The 4066-nt window shown below is 72.6% G+C and carries 4 protein-coding genes; all 4 read left to right on the top strand.

Annotated features, from left to right (window positions below):
- On the top strand, positions 1-2337 hold a 2337-nt coding region (locus AX737_RS09885), incomplete at its 5' end, for a hybrid sensor histidine kinase/response regulator (RefSeq protein ID WP_066920959.1).
- Between the two features lie 60 nt (positions 2338-2397).
- On the top strand, positions 2398-2898 hold the full coding sequence (locus tag AX737_RS09880; protein WP_066920963.1) for a chemotaxis protein CheW: 501 nt from the start codon (positions 2398-2400) through the stop codon (positions 2896-2898).
- A 74-nt stretch (positions 2899-2972) separates the two neighbouring features.
- Positions 2973-3353 carry a response regulator gene (locus AX737_RS09875; protein WP_066920961.1) on the top strand — a complete coding sequence of 127 codons (381 nt, stop codon included), beginning with the start codon at positions 2973-2975 and terminating at the stop codon, positions 3351-3353.
- Between the two features lie 184 nt (positions 3354-3537).
- A partial coding sequence (locus AX737_RS09870; RefSeq protein ID WP_156453624.1) for a response regulator occupies positions 3538-4066 on the top strand: 529 nt, incomplete at its 3' end.

Genomic DNA, 4066 nt, shown 5'->3' with positions numbered 1-4066 from the left:
CCGCCCGAGCCGGTCCTGCCGCCACCCGTCGAGCGCGAGCTGAAGCCCGGCGAGGTCAGCCTGGACGAGCTGGAGGCCGCCTTCCTGGCCGCGCCCGGTCCCGACGACGAGCCTGCTCCGCTCCCGGCCCCCGCTTCCATCCCCGCTTCCATGCCGGCTCCCGTGGCGGCCCCGGTCGCCGCCGCGCTCGCGCCGGTCGCCGCCACGCCGGCGCCCGCACCTGCGCCCGTCCCGGCGCCCGCCGCCCAGAAGGCGGAGGCCCCCGCGCCCGCCGCCGAGGGCGGCGAGGTCCCGGGCAAGGTCCAGACCATCCGGGTGAACGTCGATACCCTCGAGCACCTGATGACGATGGTCTCGGAACTGGTGCTCACCCGCAACCAGCTCCTCGAGATCGCCCGGCGCCACGAGGATTCGAGCTACAAGGTGCCGCTGCAGCGGCTCAGCCACGTCACCGCCGAGCTGCAGGAAGGCGTGATGAAGACGCGCATGCAGCCGATCGGCAACGCGTGGCAGAAGCTGCCGCGCGTGGTGCGCGACCTCTCGGCCGAACTCGGCAAGCAGATCGAGCTGGTGATGCTCGGCGCCGAGACCGAGCTCGACCGGCAGGTCCTCGACGTGATCAAGGACCCGCTCACCCACATGGTGCGCAACTCCGCCGACCACGGCCTGGAATCGACCGCCGCGCGCGTGGCCGCCGGCAAGCCCGCCCGCGGCACCATCCGGCTCGCCGCCTACCACGAGGGCGGCACGATCACGATCGAGATCGCCGACGACGGCAAGGGCCTGGATCTGGCCGCCATCCGCCGCAAGGCGGTGGAGCGCGGTCTCGCCTCCCAGGCCGACGTCGAGAAGATGACCGACGCCCAGGTCGCCAAGTTCATCTTCCACGCCGGCTTCTCGACGGCCGCCGCCGTCACCTCGGTCTCGGGCCGGGGCGTGGGCATGGACGTGGTCAAGACCAACATCGAGACCATCGGCGGCGTCATCGACATCAACACCCAGGCGGGCCGCGGCACCACCTTCACCATCAAGATCCCGCTGACGCTGGCCATCGTCGCCGCCCTCATCGTGCGGGCCGGCGAGAGCCGCTTCGCGGTGCCGCAGGTGGCGGTGCTGGAACTGGTGCGGGTCGATCCCGCCGCCGCCCAGAAGATCGAGCGCATCAACGGCGCGCCGGTGCTGCGCCTGCGCGAGCGCCTCCTGCCGATCGTGACGCTGACGAGCCTGCTCGGGCAGGAGGCGACCGAGGCCGAGACCCAGACGGGCTTCGTAGTGGTGGCCCAGGTCGGGCGCCAGCGCTTCGGCATCCTGGTGGACGAGGTCTTCCACACGGAGGAGATCGTCGTGAAGCCGATGTCCTCCAAGCTCCGGCACCTCTCGCTGTTTGCCGGCAACACCATCCTGGGCGACGGGGCGGTCGTGCTCATCGTCGATCCGAACGGCGTCGCCCGGCAGGTCAGCCAGAGCGCCCAGGCCGGCTCGATCCCGGCCGAGATGGAGGCCGAGGAGGTCGAGGCCGGCGAGGCCAAGACGACGCTCCTCGTCTTCAAGGGCGGCAACGGCGCCTTCAAGGCTGTGCCGCTCTCCCTCGTCACGCGCCTCGAGGAGATCGACGCCACCAAGGTCGAGTGGCTCGGCGGCCGCCCGCTGATCCAGTACCGCGGCCGCCTGATGCCGCTGGTGGTGGCCGACGAGACCATCCAGATCCGCACCGAGGGCACCCAGGCGCTCGTGGTGTTCTCGGACGGCGAGCGGGCGATGGGCCTCGTGGTCGATCAGATCGTCGACATCGTCGAGGAGCGCCTCGACATCGAGATCGCGGCCGAACGCTCGGACCTGATCGGCTCGGCGGTGCTGCGGGGCCGGGCCACCGACATCATCAACATCGCCCACTTCCTGCCGCTCGCCTACGACGACTGGGCGCGCGGGCCCCGCCGGCCGACGAAGGTGGCCAGGACCCTGCTGCTGGTCGACGACTCGGCCTTCTTCCGCGACATGCTGACCCCGGTGCTCAAGGCCGCGGGCTACGGCGTGATCGCGGCCGAGGGCGCCGAGCGGGCGATGGCCATCCTCTCGGGCGAGACCCGGATCGACGTGGTGGTGACGGACCTGGAGATGCCGGGCCGCAGCGGCTTCGACCTCGTCGCGGCGATCCGCGCCGCCGGCCACCCGATCGCCGGCCTGCCGGTGATCGGGCTCTCGGCCGCGGTCGGGGCCGAGACCGTGGACCGGGCGCGCCGCCTCGCGATCAGCGACCTCGTGGCCAAGTTCGACCGCAGCGGCCTGATCGCGGCGCTCACCGAGATCGACGCGCCGAGCCTCGCCGAGGCTGCCTGACCCCGAGGCGCGGCCCGCGCCCGACCCCGCCACGCCCGTTCAAACCGGACCACCGCCATGATGAAGCCCGCCAACAGCAACGCCGCGGCCGCCGCCGCGGCCAAGGACGGCGCCACCCAGGAATTCGTCACCGTCTTCGTCGGCGAGACCATGTTCGGCCTCGCCATCAACCGGGTGCACGACGTGTTCATCCCCACTGGCATCACGCCGGTGCCGCTGGCACCCCCGGAGATCGTCGGCCTGCTGAACCTGCGCGGGCGCGTCGTCACGGCGATCTGCCTGCGCCGCCGGCTCGGCATGCCCAGGGCCGAGACGCAAGGGGCCGGCATGGCGATCGGCCTGGAGCAGGCCGGCGAGACCTTCGGCCTCGTGGTCGACGGCGTCGGCGAGGTGCTCAAGCTCGGGCCCGACACGCACGAGGCGGTGCCGATCAACCTCGACGCGCGCTGGCGCAACCTCGCGCTCGGCGTGCATCGCCTGGACGGCAAGCTCCTCGTCATCCTCGACGTTGACGGGCTCCTCAGCTTCGGCGCCGAGCGCGCCGAGCCCACCGCCGCCTGAGCCGGGGGAGCGCCATGGCCACCGCTTTCGCAACCGCGTCGGGAACCGCTTCGGGAACAGCCTCGGGGATGTCCGTGCCGACCTGCCTCATCGTCGATGATTCCGCCGTCATCCGGAAGGTCGCGCGCCGCATCGTGGAGACGCTCGGCTTCACGGCCGCGGAGGCCGAGGACGGGGCCGAGGGCCTCCAGGTCTGCCGGCAGGCGATGCCGGAGGCGATCCTGCTCGACTGGAACATGCCGAACGTGGACGGCTACGCGTTCCTGCAGGAGATCCGCCGCATGCCGGACGGCGACCGGCCCAAGATCCTGTTCTGCACCACCGAGAACGACGTCGGGGCGATCGCGCGCGCGCTGCGGGCGGGGGCGGACGAGTACATCATGAAGCCGTTCGACCGCGACATCCTGACGGCCAAGCTCGAGCAGGTGGGCGTGCTCCAGGCGACGGCCGCCTGAGAGCCGCGGGGCCGGATCCGCGGCACGACGACCCGAGACCGGGCCGCCCGTGCGCGGGCGGCGCCAAGACCCCAACGACGCCCGTGCGCGGGCGGCGCGAAGACCGAACGACGCCCGGACACGCGCCCCGACGGGAGGAGGCGCCCGGCCCGTCCACCGCGACCCGTGACCGAGGCGTGAACCGATGCTGGCTGCCCCACTCAACCTTGCGCCGCGCGCGCCGCTCAGGGGGCCGGCCGGCGCTCCCCTCCCGGCGGGGTCCCAGCCCGCGCCGGGCCAGATCCGCGTGCTGATCGCCGACGATTCCGCCGTGGTGCGCGGGCTCGTCGCCCGCTGGATCGGCGAGGCCGGCTTCAACGTCGTCGGCACCGCCTCGAACGGCCGCATCGCGCTGGAGATGATGGGCCGGCACGACCCCGACGTGGTGCTGCTCGACATCGACATGCCGGAACTCGACGGCACCGAGGCGCTGCCCCGGATGCTCGCCGCGAGCCCGACCCTGCAGGTCGTGATGATGTCGACGCTGACCACCCGCAACGCCGACATCTCGCTCAAATGTCTGGCACTCGGCGCGGTGGACTACCTCGCCAAGCCCGAGAGCAACCGCGGCGTCACCACCTCCGACGCCTTCCGGGCGGAACTCGTCGAGCGCGTGCGCCTGTTCGGCGGGGTCCGCGCCCGCGGCCGCCGGCCCGCACCCGTCACCGCTCCGC

Source organism: Methylobacterium sp. CCH5-D2, from assembly GCF_001556475.1.
In the GTDB taxonomy this organism is placed as follows: domain Bacteria; phylum Pseudomonadota; class Alphaproteobacteria; order Rhizobiales; family Beijerinckiaceae; genus Methylobacterium; species Methylobacterium hispanicum.
The sequence above is the reverse complement of the archived record's forward strand: the minus strand, read 5'-3'. Positions and strand labels throughout refer to the sequence as shown.

Coding starts and splice junctions, on each gene's coding strand:
- AX737_RS09880 (WP_066920963.1), top strand. CDS start 2,398: ATGAAGCCCGCCAACAGCAACGCCGCGGCCGCCGCCGCGGCCAAGGAC.